The organism is Pedobacter sp. KBW06, from assembly GCF_003852525.1.
GTDB lineage: Bacteria > Bacteroidota > Bacteroidia > Sphingobacteriales > Sphingobacteriaceae > Pedobacter.
On sequence record NZ_QAJL01000002.1, the window covers coordinates 574,629 to 591,406 of the forward strand.

General features: G+C 43.2%; 14 protein-coding genes and 1 pseudogene. 6 read left to right on the forward strand and 9 right to left on the reverse strand.

What is annotated here, in order from left to right:
• The 3 genes and pseudogenes from DBR43_RS12570 to DBR43_RS12580 form a co-directional block, all read right to left on the reverse strand.
• Positions 1 to 96 (reverse strand): annotated as a pseudogene (locus tag DBR43_RS12570) (30S ribosomal protein S12); the annotation flags it as partial.
• A gap of 446 nt (positions 97 to 542) precedes the next feature.
• Positions 543 to 1,682, reverse strand: coding sequence for an acyloxyacyl hydrolase (locus DBR43_RS12575; protein ID WP_124581302.1), 1,140 nt, complete (start codon positions 1,680 to 1,682; stop codon positions 543 to 545).
• Positions 1,683 to 1,713: 31 nt separating this feature from the next.
• Positions 1,714 to 1,935 (reverse strand): VF530 family DNA-binding protein, encoded by a 222-nt coding sequence (locus DBR43_RS12580; protein WP_124581304.1) that lies wholly within the window; start codon positions 1,933 to 1,935, stop codon positions 1,714 to 1,716.
• A 74-nt stretch (positions 1,936 to 2,009) separates the two neighbouring features.
• Here DBR43_RS12580 and DBR43_RS12585 point away from each other — a divergent pair, with 74 nt between their 5' ends.
• From DBR43_RS12585 to DBR43_RS12595, 3 genes are all read left to right on the forward strand, one after another.
• Positions 2,010 to 2,651: a hypothetical protein gene (locus DBR43_RS12585; RefSeq protein WP_124581306.1), complete on the forward strand. Its 642-nt coding sequence runs from the start codon at positions 2,010 to 2,012 to the stop codon at positions 2,649 to 2,651.
• Between the two features lie 17 nt (positions 2,652 to 2,668).
• A complete protein-coding gene (locus DBR43_RS12590; protein ID WP_124581308.1) occupies positions 2,669 to 3,799 on the forward strand; it encodes a PQQ-dependent sugar dehydrogenase in 1,131 nt (376 codons plus the stop codon).
• Between the two features lie 72 nt (positions 3,800 to 3,871).
• Complete coding sequence (locus DBR43_RS12595) at positions 3,872 to 5,140, forward strand: mechanosensitive ion channel family protein (RefSeq protein WP_124581309.1); 1,269 nt, start codon at positions 3,872 to 3,874, stop codon at positions 5,138 to 5,140.
• Between the two features lie 53 nt (positions 5,141 to 5,193).
• On the opposite strand, the gene DBR43_RS12600 is transcribed toward DBR43_RS12595, so the two are convergent.
• From DBR43_RS12600 to DBR43_RS12610, 3 genes are all read right to left on the reverse strand, one after another.
• Positions 5,194 to 7,146 carry a M1 family metallopeptidase gene (locus DBR43_RS12600; protein WP_124581311.1) on the reverse strand — a complete coding sequence of 651 codons (1,953 nt, stop codon included), beginning with the start codon at positions 7,144 to 7,146 and terminating at the stop codon, positions 5,194 to 5,196.
• Positions 7,147 to 7,223: 77 nt separating this feature from the next.
• Positions 7,224 to 7,961, reverse strand: a complete 738-nt coding sequence (locus DBR43_RS12605) for a hypothetical protein (RefSeq protein ID WP_124581313.1) — start codon at positions 7,959 to 7,961, stop codon at positions 7,224 to 7,226.
• Between the two features lie 66 nt (positions 7,962 to 8,027).
• Complete coding sequence (locus DBR43_RS12610) at positions 8,028 to 8,402, reverse strand: ArsC family reductase (RefSeq protein ID WP_233602959.1); 375 nt, start codon at positions 8,400 to 8,402, stop codon at positions 8,028 to 8,030.
• Between the two features lie 179 nt (positions 8,403 to 8,581).
• Between DBR43_RS12610 and DBR43_RS12615 the strand changes: the two genes are divergently transcribed.
• From DBR43_RS12615 to DBR43_RS12625, 3 genes are read left to right on the forward strand one after another with little or no spacing between them, the layout of a single operon-like run.
• Entirely contained in the window at positions 8,582 to 12,064 is a 3,483-nt protein-coding gene (locus DBR43_RS12615) for a response regulator (RefSeq protein WP_124581315.1), read from the forward strand.
• Position 12,065: 1 nt separating this feature from the next.
• Positions 12,066 to 12,890 carry a CheR family methyltransferase gene (locus tag DBR43_RS12620; protein ID WP_124581317.1) on the forward strand — a complete coding sequence of 275 codons (825 nt, stop codon included), beginning with the start codon at positions 12,066 to 12,068 and terminating at the stop codon, positions 12,888 to 12,890.
• Between the two features lie 46 nt (positions 12,891 to 12,936).
• Positions 12,937 to 14,538, forward strand: a complete 1,602-nt coding sequence (locus DBR43_RS12625) for a response regulator (RefSeq protein ID WP_124581319.1) — start codon at positions 12,937 to 12,939, stop codon at positions 14,536 to 14,538.
• On the opposite strand, the gene pth is transcribed toward DBR43_RS12625, so the two are convergent.
• The 3 genes from pth to DBR43_RS12640 form a co-directional block, all read right to left on the reverse strand.
• Positions 14,528 to 15,088: an aminoacyl-tRNA hydrolase gene (pth, locus tag DBR43_RS12630; protein WP_124581321.1), complete on the reverse strand. Its 561-nt coding sequence runs from the start codon at positions 15,086 to 15,088 to the stop codon at positions 14,528 to 14,530. The two genes, DBR43_RS12625 and pth, sit on opposite strands and share 11 nt — an antisense overlap.
• A gap of 109 nt (positions 15,089 to 15,197) precedes the next feature.
• The gene (locus DBR43_RS12635) at positions 15,198 to 15,776 is read right to left on the reverse strand and encodes a 50S ribosomal protein L25/general stress protein Ctc (RefSeq protein ID WP_124581323.1); all 579 of its coding nucleotides are present in this window, start codon (positions 15,774 to 15,776) and stop codon (positions 15,198 to 15,200) included.
• A 32-nt stretch (positions 15,777 to 15,808) separates the two neighbouring features.
• On the reverse strand, positions 15,809 to 16,750 hold the full coding sequence (locus DBR43_RS12640; protein WP_124581325.1) for a ribose-phosphate pyrophosphokinase: 942 nt from the start codon (positions 16,748 to 16,750) through the stop codon (positions 15,809 to 15,811).
• Positions 16,751 to 16,778: the final 28 nt, after the last annotated feature.

Below are 16,778 nucleotides of genomic sequence, written 5' to 3' on the forward strand. Positions count from 1 at the left end.
ACCTCTTCGCTGTGGACAGCTGTCCAACGCTGGAGACTTACTCTTGAACTCCAGTGCTACTCTACCTTTTCTAACTAATTGTTGAATGGTTGGCATTGTTCTTTTTTTGTTTTCTATTAATATTTAAAAACTTTACCCCTATAATAAGGGACTGCAAAGGTAAGACAATACATTTTATAAATCAAGGGGTTAACATAAAAATAATTCGGTGGAAACCTGACATCAGACAGGGCAGATCAGCAATCCCGGATAATCACAGCCTCCTTCGGGAATCCTCCGCGCAATGACTGTTCCGGAGAGGCCGCTGACTGGCAGGACAATGTAAAACGACAATTCAGAAAGAGCCCGAAAAATGTTCCGGATGAAACCCGGATAGAACAGGGACAAAATCCGGGTTTGATCCCTGTTCTATCCGGCCTTGATGCTGAGCTTATCTCCCTCTTTTCCGAAACAGTTTTCAACCCCTTTTTTTCCATCTCCCGCAAAACAGCTCCACACAGAAAATGATTCACTTAAGTAGCTGGCAGATTTTTATTTTGCCGTTATGGACTGACCAATATCCCCAGCCCTAAATAATCCGCTTCGGTTTTATGGAGGTAAACCTTTGTCTGAACAGCAGCCCGGTTCATCACATAATACTTCAACCCCGCCGTCCAGTAAGTTTTAACCTCTTCCGCAGATTTAGAAAAATTATTAAAATGCAGATAATAACCATATTTCGCCATCACCGCCAGCCGGTCCATCCAAAAATCAGGGCCAATGGCCAGTCCCAGCCTCCAGCGGTCTAATGAAGTTGCCAATGACTGGTAAGTCTGAGGAGTATATTGGTAAACGGTATGGTAATAAACCGCATCGATCCCTGAGCTACAGCCCAGCAACTCATTTAACTGATAATTATACCCTGCATAAAGGCCCGTTTTATACAAGCCATCACGACTTCTCGCTACCCCCCTGCAACCAATGTTAACTCCAAAGTCAAACTGGTGCCGGTTAGCTTCCAAACGTTCCTTTCTCGCTGTTGTATCCCGTTTTGGCTGCGCCGAAGAATGCAGAAGCTGTAGTATCCCAAAGCTTACACTGCTGATATTTAAACCATAATTAGGTGTTCTTATCGCAGCATTGGAAAAATGCAGTACATCCATTCCCGCAGATAAGCGGGTATAAGGCGCAACTTTAGCCGCGACTTTCAGCGCCATCCTCGAAGCAAAATTAAGGTGGCTTCCAATCAATATATTCCGGTTTGTGAAATAAGTTTGTCCAAGATACCCGATCCCCAGACCCGGTGCCGCCCATAATTCGGCATACCTGGATTTTAGCAGGCTGAAATTCAATGCAGTCACCATGGCATAAGCATCTCCAAACAAATTAGGCCTTGGGTCTGAAGCCAGCATGACCTTTTCCATGTTCTTATAATTAAACACAAAGTCAATGCTGTTTAAACGAAGCATGCGCATCCATGGCCTCGGACAATCGCTCTTCTGAAGATGATAGGTAAATTCTCCACCGGGAGCAGAGCCACGCAGCTTATTTCCGGCAGTAAAAAGCGCTAAAGAAACCTGTGGAGAAAACTCAAGACTATTCCGGTGGTCCGACTGCTGTCGTCCATAGCCATGGTTCGCCAATATCAGAAAGCTAAAAAATAATATGGCGCAACAACAACGAACACCCCCTATGTAGTTCATTACATAGCATATATAAGAAAAATAAATTTATTTAATGGAAGGTATTCAAATAAAGTTTTTCTACTTTTTTCCTTGCCCAATCCGTCTTACGTAAAAACTTCAAACTGGACTTCAGGCTGGGATTATTCTGAAAGCAGTCGATGCGAATCAATGTACCCAATTCCGGCCAGCCATAATGCCATACCAGTTGTTTAACAATAAACTCCAGTGTTTTACCATGCAATGGGTTATTTGGCTGTTCTGCTTCCGTCATCCGACAAAATTAAAAAGAATTTCCGGCTCTAATGATTAAATTTGTTGTAATCAGTTTTATTTAATCCATAACAGATGCAATTTAAATTAGGAGATTTTGTTCGTTTTGTAGACGAAAACATAGAAGGGTACATCACCAGAATCATAGATAAAGACACCATAGGCGTAACAGATTCCAATGATTTTGAAATTCCTGTTCAGGCCACAAAAGTGACCCTGGTTCATGGAGAAATTCCCGACAACGACGTGGTTTCGAACCGTCCGGCAGTAGTCGTACCTGAAGCACAATTTATTAAAGAAGGAATTTATCTGGGCCTGATCACCGATCAGCACAGCAGTTCCGTAGCCCATTTCCACCTGGTTAATGAAAGCTCCTTCCAGCTCCTGGCCAGCCTGACTACAGAAAAAGGCGACCATTACAAAGGAGAATTTGCGGCAATAGTCCCGGCACATTCGACAAAGAAAATCTATTCTGCCCAACTCGGAGACATTCAGATCTGGCCGAAATTTAAACTGGAGATCTTATTTCATACCCCGGCAAATGTAGAGCCTAAAGATGCCATCATCTATCGTGAACGCATCAAAGGAAAAGATCTTTCCGTGGCTAAAGAAGAAATCGCCCTGCTCAAACAAAAAGGCTGGCTCATTCGTCTTGATGCTGCCGAAGCCTTAATTGACGCTGACAAACTTAAAGAAAGCTTTTTTAAAGCACGATAACACTTAAACCCAACGTAATGAAAAATCTATCCCCCCTTTTCGCGATTCTCTTTTGTATTCCCCTGATGGCGGTCACCTGTAACCGCCCAATGGAAAAAGCCGATGAACCCCGGCTTAAAGACATCAAATTACCTGATGGATTCAAAATAGCGGTTTATGCTAAAGTTGACAATGCCCGTTCTATGGCGCTTGGCAGCAATGGAACCGTATTCGTAGGCAATCGTGATGGCGATAAAGTCTATGCACTGGTAGATGCGGATAAGGATGGGGTAGCAGAAAAAACATACGTTATTGCCCAGGGATTAAAAGACATGCCTAATGGAATTGCCTTTAAAGATGGCAGTTTATATGTGGCTGAGGTGAGCAAAATCTGGCGCTTTGATCAGATAGAAGACCACCTGGCCAATCCGCCAAAACCGGTATTGCTGTACGACAAACTACCAAAGGATACACACCATGGATGGAAATATCTGGGTTTTGGCCCCGACGGGAAGCTTTACTTTCCGATTGGTGCCCCCTGCAATATTTGCGACAATACGGATAAAGACAAGAGGTATGCCTCCATCCTGCGGATGAACCCCGACGGAACAGGTCTGGAAATTTTTGCCAATGGGGTAAGAAATTCTGTTGGTTTCGACTGGAATCCCCTGACCAAAGATTTATGGTTCACCGACAATGGAAGGGACATGCTTGGCGAAGACATCCCCGGAGATGAACTGAACCGTGCCGATAAACCCGGCATGCATTTCGGCTATCCCTTTGTCCATGCCGGAGACATCTTAGATCCGGAATTTGGAAAAGGAAAAGACCCTAAAAATTTTACTGCCCCTCAGAGAAAACTCGATGCACATGTGGCTGCATTGGGCATGAAATTCTATACAGGCGATATGTTTCCGAAAACCTATAAAAATCAGATCTTAATCCCGGAACACGGTTCATGGAACCGCAAAGTCCCATCGGGGTACCGCCTGATGCTGGTTAAACTGGATGGCAATAAAGTATTGAGTTATGAACCATTTGCCACAGGCTGGCTAAAAGGAGGAAAAGCCTGGGGAAGACCGGTAGACATCCTGCAGTTACCTGATGGATCTATCCTCGTCTCCGACGACTTTGCCAATCTGGTTTATAGAATCTCTTATAAAGGCTAATATTTTAGATCAGAATATTGTCTTTCCAATTATTTTTTTGTAATCTGTTGCACTTAGTTAAAATAACGATAAATGAGCGCAACAGATTACGATTTTGACTTTCAGAACATCGGCAAAAAAACACATGACCTCCTGATCAAATGGGGAGTTTCCGAAAGCATTGCCGACTATATTAACCTGCTCGGACTATCACTGGTCCTCGCCATTGCAGTCTACCTGCTGCATTACGTACTCAGGCGACTGTTAAGGATTACCTTAATCCGGATCACCAAACGCACCAAGATTGATTTCTTCCATCATTTACTGGAAAACCGTTTTTCTCATTTTGTAGCACTCAGCACTGCTGTTACACTGGTAAAAAGTTCTATTCCGGTAGTATTTTATTCTTTTCCAAGCCTGATCGCCCCCTTAAACAAACTGACAGAAGTATACCTGGTCATCATTATCATTTGGCTGATCATCTCTCTGATTCGCTCCGGTGCAGACTCCCTGAGAAAAAAATCTGCCTTCAAATCAAAGCCGATTGAAAGCTATATGCAGGTGATCAGAATCATCCTCTTTTTTATAGGGGCTGTGATCATCTTCTCCAACCTGACCGGAAAATCTCCACTTACTTTCTTTACGGCCATGGGTGCAATCTCGGCAGTGCTGCTGCTGATGTTCAAAGATACCATTATGGGTTTTGTGGCCAGCATACAGGTAAGTACCAATGATACGGTCCGCATCGGCGACTGGATTACGATGGCAAAATATGGTGCCGACGGCGATGTCGTAGAAATTAACCTGACCACAGTAAAAGTGCAGAACTTCGATAAAACCATTACCACCATCCCAACCTATTCCTTAATTTCGGATTCTTTCCAAAACTGGCGCGGCATGACCCAATCCGGAGGAAGAAGGATTAAAAGGGCCATCTTCATCAGACAATCCACCATTCGTTTTCTTACCTATGAAGAAGTGGAACAATTCAGAAGAATCCAATCCCTGACCTCTTATATTGATCACCGTCAAAAAGACATTGACAAACATAACGAACGTATTGGGGCAGACAAAAGCTTACTGATTAACGGAAGAAACCTAACCAATGCAGGACTGTACAGAAAATATATCGACAACTACATTTCAAACCATACCGGTTTACATAAAAAGATGACGATGATGGTCAGACAACTGGCCCCAACGCCAAGCGGACTACCACTGGAGATCTATGCTTTTACAGGCACCACTAAATGGGTAGATTACGAATACATCATGGCAGATATATTTGACCACCTGCTGGCCTCTGCCAGTTATTTCGACCTGAAGGTCCATGAAATGGACATCATCGCACCTGGTCAATAAAAAAATCCCCTTGTGCAGATGCACAAGGGGATTTTTTTTATTCGATTTGAAAATTATTTGGTCCAGCTGTTGTTTGCAGCATTGCTGTCAGGAAGGACTTGATTCGGATCCAGTGTCACTGAAATGACTTCCTCTGTAGTCGGATAATTAACCGTCCACTTCGTATTGCGCATCCAGACATCTACCGGAAGTTTAATGATGTCTGTCTTTCCGCTTTTTGTTTTCACTTCAATAATCACCGGCATCGGCATTTTCTCCAGGTTCGCCACAACGATGTCATAACCTGTTCTTTCACCATTTTTTGTCAGCTCCTTAACCTCTGCAATGGCCTGGTCTGTTTTCCAGTTTTCCATAAACCAGCCTCTCCAGAACCAGGAAAGATCCTCTCCTGCCCCATTCTCCATTGCACGGAAAAAGTCGAAAGGGCTCGGGTGTTTATAAGCCCAGTTTTCAATATATTTCTTAAAGGCATAATCAAAACGATCCGCACCTAAAACCTGATTTCTTAATACGTTTAATCCCCATGATGGTTTATAATAGAGGTTGACGCCAATATTGGCTTCCTTCATTGCATCAGGACTTAACATCACGTATTCCAGGGCATCGTTACTTAAATATTTAGCAACCCCCTGCATGTTCTCCGGTTTGCCGCTATATTCGCCGTTGTTGAATGCGGCTTTAGACAAGCCATTGATAAACGTGTTAAAGCCTTCATCCATCCAGCCGAATTTACGCTCATTACTCCCTACAATCATCGGGAACCAGGTATGACCAAATTCATGATCAATTACCCCCCAGGCACTTCCGTTTTTCGCTTTCCAACCGCAAAAAACAATTCCCGGATATTCCATACCACCTACATTACTGGCTACATTTACCGCCATTGGATAAGGGTATTCAAACCATTTATTGGAATAATATTCTATAGAAGATTTCACATACTCTACTCCTCTGCCATAACCATCTTTACCATTGCTCTCCACCGGATGTGCAGAAACTGCGAGCGACTTCTTCCCACTTGGCAGGTTAATCCTTGCGGCATCCAAAACAAATGCTTTTGAGGAAGCCCAGGCCACATCCCTGGTGTTTTTAATTTTAAACTTCCAGGTCAGGGTTCCTTTTGCAGGGCGGGATTTCGGGTCTGTTACTTCCGACTCAGATCGGATGGCAATCGTTTTATCGCTCAGCTTAGCGGCATTCCAGCGCGCCAGCTGCTCTGCAGTAAATACCTCCTGTGGGTTTAACAGTTCCCCTGAGCCCATCACAATGTGACTGGCAGGTGCGGTAACCGAAAAGTCTACATCTCCGTATTCGCAATAAAATTCACCTGCACCCCAATACGGTAACGTGTTCCATCCCAGGATATCGTCATAAACACTCATCCTTGGAAACCATTGTGCAATGGCAAAGATCTCTCCGTTTTTGGTTACCAGGTGCCCCATGCGGTCCGAACCATTGATAGGGATCACAAATGAAAAGTTCATTTTAATCGTGATCGTCTCTCCGTTTGCCGCCAAAGGCTCATTCAAACGGATCTGCATCCTGGTATCTTCCGTCAGGGAGGTAAATTTTACAGGTTTCGCTTTTTGAGAAACACTTAAGCCCTCAATTTTATATCCCCCTTCTACTTTCTCTCCTCTTGCACCGTACCTGCTGCCGGCAGCAATCAGTGAATTTCCTCTTGAATGCTCCGCAAACAGGTTCTGGTCAAGCTGCAACCATAGAAACGGCAGTTTATCGGGACTATTATTTTTATAGGTAATGGTTACCGTTCCCGTAACACTGTTTTTTGCTTCATCCAGGTTTGCGGTAATGTGATAATCTGCACGGTTCTGCCAGTATTTAGCGCCGGGATATCCATTTGCGGACCGGTATTCATTGCCATTTTGCGTATAAAAAAGGGGGTTGAATGCAACATGGGGATCATAGTTCCCTGTGGTCTGTTGCCCCATGGAACTGAAACCGAATGCGCATAACAAGACCAATAGTAAGGTGGGCTTATTCATGATGTTTAGTTGTTGGTTTTAGATTCGAACTAAAGGTATAAAATGAAATGTTATACCTGACCATTGTAACGGTTTTATTAGTTCGCCTTCAATTTAGGCATTGGATAGACCTTTCGCTGTCCGGCAGGGAGTTTAAGCCAGCTATGATAAGCCTTAACAATATAATAGGTATAGTTAAAAGGGCGTTCGTCTTTGATCAGGGCTTCTGTTGGCCGGTATATGGCCATAAAGTCCTTGAGGTCCTCACCCTTGAGCTTCACGAGTTTGGTAATGCTCTCCTCGTTAAAATTCTCCCTGATTTCCGTTTCATAGACATCCCTTTCTTCCAGTCTTCTTTCTTTCTCCCGCTCCCGCTTCATTTTGCCATAGCCCAGGTTAAACATCATCCCTCCGGCCCGGTCATTATTTCCTTTGCCCCTGAGTCCGTCTGCTCCAAACCGCTTTGATTCTTTGGCATTCGGGTCCCGGTACAATACGGAAGGATTTACTTTTGCACTTAAAATCTCCACCTCTTTTAAGGTTTTCGAATTTCCGGGCAGGAAAATGGTCTTTGGCTTCAGGTCAATCAGAAAAAGCGTATCGGTATGATAACCAACAAAAGAAAACTCCAGCAGGTCACCTACTTTTGCGGCCAGTGTAAACTGTCCGGCAGCCTTTGTTCTTGAAAGCTCCTTACTGTTCAGGTTCCTTACAATCACATCCTGAATAGGAAAAGTTTTATTATCGTAATCATACACCGTACCAGACACAGAAGTTTGTGCCCAGACTCCGAAAGGGGCAATACAGATGAACAACAAGAATAAATACTTAGACATATCCAAATGTAACGCTGTTTTTACGCCTTGATTATATTTTAACAAAATTTAACAACAGCATGTCGGTTACTTCAAAAGACTTTGGTAACTGTCTTCCTCAAAACCGATGAGTACCGCTTTCTGATCAAGCTCAACAACAGGCCTCTTGATCGCACTGGTATGCTGCAGCAAAACCTGAACTGCCGAAGCCTGATCAACAACCGCAGCCTGTTGTTCCGGACTTAGTTTTTTCCAGGTGGTTCCTTTTTTATTCAGCACCTTTTCCCAGCCAAAAACTGCACACCACTCATTCAGTTTTTCGGCCGTAATGCCACTCTTCTTGAAGTCGTGGAACTCCGGATTAAATCCATTCTCTGCCAACCAGGTCCTGGCTTTCTTTACTGTATTGCAATTTGGTATTCCGTATATGATCATATCGGCAAAAATAAAATTTATTATCATTAATATTGTTGTTGATTTTATCTCTCTCTGTGGGGGGCGACTTGAAATTGAAAAAGACATAGCCAAAAACGAGGTTCAGGACAGGATAGTACTGAATTTCGGACCTTTTTGTGCAAAACTTTAATTTCAATCTAATTCACAATTTCAGATAAGTTCTTAACATCTAATTGTTCAAGTCTATGTTTAAGCTAACTTTTAAACAACAAGTATTAACAGGTTTCACTGTTTCCTTATTGTTTGTCCTGGTATCGGCCATCACCTCCTACTTCAGTGTGGAGAAACTGACCGATGATACAAAATGGCAAGGCCATACCTATGAGGTCATTGACCTGATCAAGAATGTAGAAACCCAGGTTCTGAATTCAGAAAGTGCTTTACGTGGCTTCATCTTATCGCAGAAAAGTTTGTACCTGAAGCCCTACAATAGAAATGCGCCCCTGATACTCGAGACGGTGCAGGATTTAAAGAAACTGATCAGTGACAATCCGGAACAGGAAGAAAGGGCCGATTCTTTGGATTCCTATGCGCATAAAAAAGTAGCGGAAATGCAGGAAGTGATCCGTATTTACGACAGTAAGGGACAGGCAGCAGCTACCGACCGCGTACTAAACGGAGGCGGACAACATTATAAGGACCAGATGCTGCTCATCAGTAAAAAGATGATTGAGGCTGAATTCCGCCTGCTGGCAGAACGGAAATCGAATACCGCGAGCAGCAGTCAGAGGAGCACCTGGATCATTTTACTAAGTTCTTTAATCATATTCTGTCTGATTCTTTTTCTCTTTACTTACATCCGGAGAACCTTCGACCAGCAGAAATTAACAGAAGCCCGGATCAGGGAGTCCAATCTCCAGCTGGAAGAGCTCTCTGTTGAAAATGAACAGAAAAACTGGTTGTTGTCAGGTGCGACAACGGTGAATGATGCCATGCGCGGAGAACAGGAGATTGAAGAGCTATCGGTCAATATCATTACGAGGATCAGCAATTACATCAATGCGCCTATCGGTGCTTTCTTTCTGATCAACAGCGCTAAAAAGACCTTTAAATTTACCGGAGGATATGCCTATCAGCCTAAGAAAGGAGAAACCAATCAATACCATTTGGGAGAAGGACTGGTGGGTCAGGTTGCGGCAGAAAAACGGGTTAAACTACTCAACAATATCCCTTTGGATTACCTGAAAATCAGTTCTGGTCTGGGAGATACCTTACCGAAGTGTATTTACCTTGTACCTATTGTATTTGAAGATGAAACCCTGGCTGTGATTGAGCTCGGACTTCAGGAGCAGCCTGATGAAAAAACGATCCTGTTCCTGAACAGCATCAGCGAAAGTGTGGGTGTTGCGGTGAACAGCGCAGTGGCAAGGGTGAAACTCAGGGCCTTGTTCGAACAAACCCAGCAGCAGGCAGAAGAACTGGAAAGCCAGCAGGAAGAGTTACGGACAACCAATGAAGAACTGATGTACAAAACAGACCAGCTTCAGTCGTCTGAAGAAGAACTGAGGGTACAACAGGAAGAATTGCGTCAGACCAATGCGGAACTGGAGGAGAAAGCCCAGCAACTGGAAGAACGTAACATCTCCATCAACCAGGCCAGAGAGGCAATTAGTTTAAAAGCTGAAGAACTGGAAATTTCCAGCAAATATAAATCTGAATTTCTGGCCAACATGAGTCATGAATTAAGAACACCTTTAAACAGTATTCTGATTCTGGCAAGAATCTTAAAAGAAAACAGGCCTGACAACCTGAATGAAGATCAGATCAAATATGCCGGTGTCATTCACAATGCAGGAAATGATCTACTCAGCCTCATCAACGACATTCTGGATTTGTCAAAAATAGAATCCGGAAAGGTAGACCTGAGCATAGAGACCGTAAAACCAGATGCCATCAAACATGGAATGGAATCCCTGTTTACCGAGCTTGCCAGAAGTAAGAAGATCCAGTTCAATACCATTGTTGAAGATGGCCTGCCGGATTATATCCTTACCGATCAGACGAGACTGGAGCAGATCGTCAAAAACTTACTCTCCAATGCATTTAAGTTCACACCGGAATACGGTCAGATTACGCTCAGCATCAGCAGGCCATCCAGAGGAGTCCGCTTTTTCTCTGACCGCCTGAAAAATACAGCAGAAGAAATCATCGGCATTACCGTTAAAGATTCGGGCATCGGTATTCCGGAAGACAAGCAAAAACTGATCTTCGAGGCCTTCCAGCAAGCCGACGGCTCTACGAGCAGAAAATTTGGCGGAACAGGACTTGGCCTCTCCATCAGTAAAGAGCTGGCCTATATCCTTGGCGGAGAAATCCAGGTCAGCAGTAAACCTAATGAAGGAAGTACCTTTACTCTATTTGTGCCAAGAAACAATTCCTTCCAGCTTCCCGAGCAGCTGAACCCTCATCAGGTGGAAGAAGCCGTCATCATTCCGTTTGTTCCGGAAATGGCAGTCAGCCCGGTCAAACAAGCCGATGAGCCACAAACTCTGCTGATCATTGAAGACGATGTGGTTTTCGCAGATGTACTCAATGACTATGCCCTGGAAAAAGGCTTCCAGCCGATTCTTGCACACAGTGGTGATACCGGCCTGGAAATGGCCTTCTCTCAGCTACCCGATGCCATCGTTCTGGACATTATGTTACCGGTAATGGACGGCTGGACGATCCTGAAAAAACTGAAGGCTGATCCAAGAACCAAGCATATTCCGGTACATATGATGTCGGCAGGAAATGAAAAAGCCAGCAAAGCCAAAAAAGAAGGTGCTATAGGCTTCCTGAAAAAACCGGTTGAAAAAGAACAGCTGGATGAAGCTTTTAACCTCCTCAGTGCCGCTTACCTGAAATACAATTTCAAAAGCGTACTGGTGATTGAAGATCAGGAATTGCAAAGCAGGGAACTGACGCAACAGCTGACTGAAAAAGGGGTGGATGTGAAACAGGCTTTCACAGGAAAAGAAGCCCTGGACCTCCTGGACGACCAGGTCTTTGATTGCATTATTCTGGACCTGAAGCTTCCTGACATTTCGGGATTTGATTTGCTAGACCAGATCAAGTCGCAGGCCCTTCATGCACATATTCCCGTGATCATTAATACCGCCATGGAGCTGGATCAGGAAAAAATGGCCCATATCATGAAGTATACCGATGCCATGGTGCTGAAATCAAATAAATCCAACGACCGCTTAATTGACGAGGTCAGCCTGTTCATCAATAAACTTAAACAGGATGGCCCATCTGCACCTGCAAAACCAGGAGCAGTGAAAGGCAAAAGCGTTTCCACGATGGAGAAAGTTTTGAAAGACAAAACCATTTTAATTACCGATGATGACATGCGGAACATCTTCGCCCTTTCTAGTGCACTACAGCTTTATGACCTCAAGATCGTCATTGCCAACAATGGCAGGGAAGCCCTGGAGAAACTCGAAGAAGCAGAGCAGATTGACCTGGTGCTGATGGACATCATGATGCCGGAAATGGATGGTTATGAAGCCATGAAAGCCATCAGAACGGAAAAACGTTTCGCAAAACTACCGATCATTGCATTAACGGCAAAAGCCATGAAAAATGATCGTGAAAAATGTATTGAAGCCGGAGCAAATGATTATATTTCTAAGCCGGTTGATATGGATAAACTATTGTCAATGTTAAGGGTGTGGTTAAGTTAGTATGCATAAGGAGGAGGATTACATCAGCTATGATCAATTATCAGAACTAATTGATTTCATTAAAAACATCCATGGCTTTGATTTTAGTGACTACTCTGCAGCCTCTCTGAAAAGAAGGGTGACCAGAATTATGCAATTGCAAAAACTAAGCTTATTTGACTTACGTACCTTACTGACAAACGACCATGACTATTTCGAGTCCTTTTTGATCGAGATCACCGTTAATGTGACAGAAATGTTCCGTGACCCTGCATTTTACAGGTCTGTGAAGGAAAACATCATCCCCTACCTTCGCTCCTATCAAAGGATTAAAGTTTGGAATGCAGGTTGCTCTACAGGAGAAGAACTGTACTCTTATGCGATCATGTTTGCCGAAGAAGAGTTGTATGACCGCAGTTTCTTCTATGGTACCGATATCAATAATGATGTACTGGAGTTTGCCAAAGACGGGATCTATGATTTGCAAAAGATGAAGCAGTATTCAGAAAATTATCAAAAGACAGGAACCATGCATACGCTTTCTGATTTTTATACCGCCCGATATGAGGCGGCATCCATCAACCGTTCTCTCAAAAAAAACCTGTTGTTCTCGGCACATAACCTCGCTTCAGACGGTGTGTTTAATGAATTTCAGGTCATCTCCTGCCGCAATGTACTGATCTATTTTAATACAGATCTGCAAAAGAAAGTGATAGAGTTATTCTATAATAGTTTAGCTAATTTTGGGTTCCTGTGTTTAGGGGCCAAAGAAACTTTAAGAAGTACAGAAACCGGTCGTTTTAAGATTATCGACAAGAAAAATAACATTTACCAAAAAATAGCATAGGGGCCATTCAAAACCATCCCCAAACACTACCTCATACCAGAGACCTATGGAAAAGATTAATATCTTAATCGTTGATGACAGACCTGAAAATATCATTGCCCTCGAGGCATTGCTTCAGCGTGATGACATCAATATTATTACCACCACCAATCCCAATGAAGCGTTAAGAATATCCTGGGAAATGGATATTGCCATTGCCCTGGTGGATGTTCAAATGCCGGAGATGGATGGGTTTGAGCTGGTAGAAATTTTAAAAAGTAACCCCAGAACCAAAGGGATCCTCATCATATTCGTGACTGCAATTTCCAAAGAAACGAAATATGCCGTAAAAGGGTTAAATACAGGCGCGGTAGATTACCTGTACAAACCGCTTGATCCTTATGTCACCTCTGCTAAAGTAGATTCTTTTATCCAGCTGGTGAGAAATGAAAGAGAGATCAAGAAGAAAAATCAGGAACTGGAGGCTTACCAGAAAGAACTGATCAAGGCGAAAGAGCAGGCAGAACAGGGAAAAAGGATTAAGGAGAATTTCCTGGCCAATATGAGTCATGAGATCCGTACCCCGATCAATGGGATCATTGGCCTGGCCAACCTCCTGGGAAGAACGAATTTAACCGCAGAACAGAAAGAGATGATCAACCTTTTAGAGATCTCCTCAGACTCTCTGCTCGGGGTCATCAACGACATTCTGGACCTTTCAAAGATTGAATCCGGGAAGTTTAAAATCAACAGGTCCGGTACTGATATTGTAAAAATCTGCAATTCGGTAGTGAACCTGCTGCGCATCCGTGCCATCGAGAAAGAGCTTGACCTGATCACCGAGTTTGATGCGGAATTGCCAAAGCTGGTCCTGGCAGATTCGCTTCGTCTGAACCAGATCCTGATGAACCTGATTGGAAATGCCATTAAGTTTACCATTCAGGGGAGCGTCACTTTGAAAACGGAAATTATTGATAGAAAAGGAAACAACCTGCAGATCAAATTCTCGGTTATTGATACGGGCATCGGCATTGCCAAAAACAATATTGATAAGATCTTTGAAACCTTTGAACAGGCGGACGAACAAACCACCGTAAAGTTTGGAGGCACGGGACTGGGGCTGTCCATTGTTAAAAACCTGGCAAAATTAAAAGGAGGTGTACTGGAAGTCATCAGTGAAGAAGGCGTAGGCAGCACCTTCTGTTTCACCAATTGGTATGAAGTGTTAAAAGATACTGTAGTCGTTAAAAAAATGAACAAACCACATTTAGGCCCTTTTAAAGGATTAAGGGTGCTTGTTGCAGAAGACAATCCCATCAACAAATTTCTGATTGTAAAAATACTAAAAGACTGGGAAGTGAACCCGGACGTGGTAGAGAACGGTAAGGATGCGCTGGACAAGCTCAGAGATGCAGACTACGACCTCATCCTGATGGACACCTTTATGCCCGTTATGAATGGGCTGGATGCCATTAAACTCATCCGTGAAGGATTTATTAAAGGCAAGGAAAGCATTCCGATCATCACCTTCTCTGCGGCGGTTTTAGAAACAGATAAACAGACGGCCATCGATGCCGGTGCAAATGATGTGGTCAGTAAACCTTTCGAATTAGAAGTCCTTCACGAGAAAATAACAAAGTATTCCGGAATAGCCGATACTACTTATTAAAGGCAGTCATGGTAAGCGCAGGACCTATGGTCACAAAACTTTTGATCAGGTCCACGCTTTTATCAATCAATGCCGGAAGCTCCGGGAGCTCGTCCTTATCAAAGGAACTCAGCACATAATCCGCTTGCCTGCCTTTGGCAAAGTTATCGCTGATCCCAAAACGTAAGCGGGGATATCCCTGTCCGCCACAAAGGCCTTCAATGCTTTTCAGTCCGTTATGCCCGGCACTGCTGCCCTGCATTTTCAGCCTCAGTTTACCCAATGGCAAAGCCAGGTCATCTACAATAACCAGTACATTTTCCAATGGGATTCTCAGCTCCTGCATATAATAGTTGACCGCTTTACCGCTCAGGTTCATATAGGTGGTTGGCTTGATCACATGCAGCTTTTTTCCTTTAAAAGAGACTTCAGCATAATAAGCCAGGCGGACATTCGAAAATGATCCTCCCAGGTCTTTCACCAGTTCATCAGCAATGTTAAAACCGATATTGTGTCGCGTATCCATATATTCAGGACCGATATTCCCTAAACCAACGATTAAGTATTTCATGTGCTGCAAATATAATAGTTTAGATGAGAACAAGCATTTACCCAAAACCTATTCCATAAAAAAAGCAGCACCGTTGTCGATGCTGCTTTTTTGAATAAGCTGCAAGAAATTATTTCTTGTTCGCTTCGTTTTCTGCTTGTTTTAAAGCTCTTGACATTCCTACAGATACGATGGTATCTTCCGGAGTGTTTGTGATCACGTAGTCAGCTTTTGCAAGGTCACGTACGCGGAACAAGTTTCCAACTTCTAATTTAGCAATGCTCACTTCAACTGTCTGAGGCATATCTTTAGGGAATGCTTTAACACGAAGTTTACGTAATTTCTGTACTAATTTACCACCCATTTTAACACCTGGAGAAGTACCGGTTAATTTAACAGGGATTTCCATTAAGATCTCTTTGTCATCAAATAACTGAAGAAAATCTACGTGTAATAAAAGGTCTGTAAGCGGGTGAAATTGTAATTCTTTAATGATCGCTTTAGTTTTAGTACCATTAATGTCAATTTCAACAAAGTTTGCTTCAGGAGTATAAATAGCATCCTTTAATTCGGTTGTAATTACAGCAAAATGTTGTTGCTCTTTACCACCATACAATACTGCAGGAACTTTACCTTCATAGCGAAGCTCTTTAGCATCGCGTTTCCCTACGTTCTCTCTTGGAGAACCGCTAATTGCGATTGTTTTCATTTTTTATTGATTATATATTATGTATTAAAATATTAAACTCTAAAAAGGTCACTGATAGAACCGTGCTCATTTACATTGGCAATTGCTTTTGCAAATAATTCAGCGGTGCTCAATACCCTTATTTTATCACTCTGACGTTTCAGTGGAATGGTATCTGTAACGATCAGTTCTGCCAGCATGGAGTTCTCAATCGTTTCATAAGCGTTCCCCGACAATACCGCGTGTGTACAAACTGCCCTCACGCTTTTTGCTCCTTTTTCCATGATCAGTGCTGCTGCTTTGGACAAAGTTCCTGCGGTGTCACAAATGTCGTCAATTAAAACGATATCCTGACCAACTACATCTCCAATGATCGACATTGATTCGATTTCATTGGCACGTTTACGTCTCTTATCACAAATCACCACCTCTGCATTGAAGAACTTTGCAAAAGTACGTGCGCGGTAAGAACCACCCATATCCGGAGAAGCAATAGTTAGATTCTCCAGGCCTAAGCTTTTGATATAAGGAACGAAGATCACTGAACCATCTAAGTGGTCTACAGGGATATCGAAGAAACCTTGTATCTGAGCAGCGTGAAGGTCCATGGTCATGATCCTGTGGATACCTGCAGACTTTAATAAGTTCGCTACCAATTTTGCTCCGATAGCCACACGTGGTTTATCTTTCCTGTCTTGTCTGGCCAAACCATAATAAGGAACAACAGCAGTAATGTAATGAGCAGATGCGCGTTTTGCGGCATCAATCATTAACAAAAGCTCCATTAAGTTGTCGTTAGGCTGGTAAGTAGAATTGATTAGGAAGACATCACAACCGCGTACTGTTTCATCGTAAGAAGGTTGAAATTCACCGTCACTAAACCGGTTTAAAGTGACGTTGCCTAGAGGCTTGCCGTAGCTTTCGGCAATTTTGATTGCTAATTCTTTTGTACCGGTTCCGGCAAAAAGCTTAACTGGGTTAAACTGCAATGGCATGATTGAAGGTGTATCAATGCTGGTTAAA

Bases quoted from the DNA above. Each gene is read 5' to 3' on its own strand.
- DBR43_RS12640 (WP_124581325.1), bottom strand. From the start codon at position 16,750: ATGCCATTGCAGTTTAACCCAGTTAAGCTTTTTGCCGGAACCGGTACA.
- DBR43_RS12620 (WP_124581317.1), top strand. From the start codon at position 12,066: ATGCATAAGGAGGAGGATTACATCAGCTATGATCAATTATCAGAACTA.
- DBR43_RS12625 (WP_124581319.1), top strand. From the start codon at position 12,937: ATGGAAAAGATTAATATCTTAATCGTTGATGACAGACCTGAAAATATC.
- DBR43_RS12585 (WP_124581306.1), top strand. From the start codon at position 2,010: ATGCAATTTAAATTAGGAGATTTTGTTCGTTTTGTAGACGAAAACATA.
- DBR43_RS12635 (WP_124581323.1), bottom strand. From the start codon at position 15,776: ATGAAAACAATCGCAATTAGCGGTTCTCCAAGAGAGAACGTAGGGAAA.
- DBR43_RS12575 (WP_124581302.1), bottom strand. From the start codon at position 1,682: ATGAACTACATAGGGGGTGTTCGTTGTTGTTGCGCCATATTATTTTTT.
- DBR43_RS12600 (WP_124581311.1), bottom strand. From the start codon at position 7,146: ATGAATAAGCCCACCTTACTATTGGTCTTGTTATGCGCATTCGGTTTC.
- DBR43_RS12590 (WP_124581308.1), top strand. From the start codon at position 2,669: ATGAAAAATCTATCCCCCCTTTTCGCGATTCTCTTTTGTATTCCCCTG.
- DBR43_RS12595 (WP_124581309.1), top strand. From the start codon at position 3,872: ATGAGCGCAACAGATTACGATTTTGACTTTCAGAACATCGGCAAAAAA.
- DBR43_RS12605 (WP_124581313.1), bottom strand. From the start codon at position 7,961: ATGTCTAAGTATTTATTCTTGTTGTTCATCTGTATTGCCCCTTTCGGA.
- DBR43_RS12580 (WP_124581304.1), bottom strand. From the start codon at position 1,935: ATGACGGAAGCAGAACAGCCAAATAACCCATTGCATGGTAAAACACTG.
- DBR43_RS12610 (WP_233602959.1), bottom strand. From the start codon at position 8,402: ATGATAATAAATTTTATTTTTGCCGATATGATCATATACGGAATACCA.
- pth (WP_124581321.1), bottom strand. From the start codon at position 15,088: ATGAAATACTTAATCGTTGGTTTAGGGAATATCGGTCCTGAATATATG.
- DBR43_RS12615 (WP_124581315.1), top strand. From the start codon at position 8,582: ATGTTTAAGCTAACTTTTAAACAACAAGTATTAACAGGTTTCACTGTT.